At 72.2% G+C, this 270-nt stretch carries 1 protein-coding gene; it reads right to left on the bottom strand.

What is annotated here, in order from left to right; all coding sequences use genetic code 11:
• A partial coding sequence (locus tag SB660_RS20845) for an ATP-binding cassette domain-containing protein (protein WP_410584257.1) occupies window positions 1-270 on the bottom strand: 270 nt, incomplete at both ends.

The following is a 270-nucleotide window of genomic DNA, read 5'->3' as shown; positions in this document are numbered from 1 at the left end:
GGTGTCGATGTCGAGCGCACCGGTGGGCTCGTCGGCGAGGATCAGCACGGGCCTGCGCACCAGAGCGCGGGCGATCGCGACGCGCTGCTGCTGGCCGCCGGAGAGCTCGGACGGACGGCGGAGCCGCCGATCGCGGAGCCCGACCGCGTCGAGCAGGAAGTCGAGCCACCCCGGGTCGAGCCGCTTGCCGGAGAGCCGCAGGGGCAGCGTGATGTTCTCCTCGACGTTCAGGGCGGGGAGCAGGTTGTACGCCTGGAAGACGAAGCCGAC

The sequence above is a fragment of the Bacillus sp. SIMBA_005 genome (genome assembly GCF_046535585.1).
Lineage (GTDB): Bacteria > Bacillota > Bacilli > Bacillales > Bacillaceae > Bacillus > Bacillus pumilus.
Note: the sequence above shows the minus strand (reverse complement) of the source record. Positions and strands in the feature narration are given on the sequence as shown.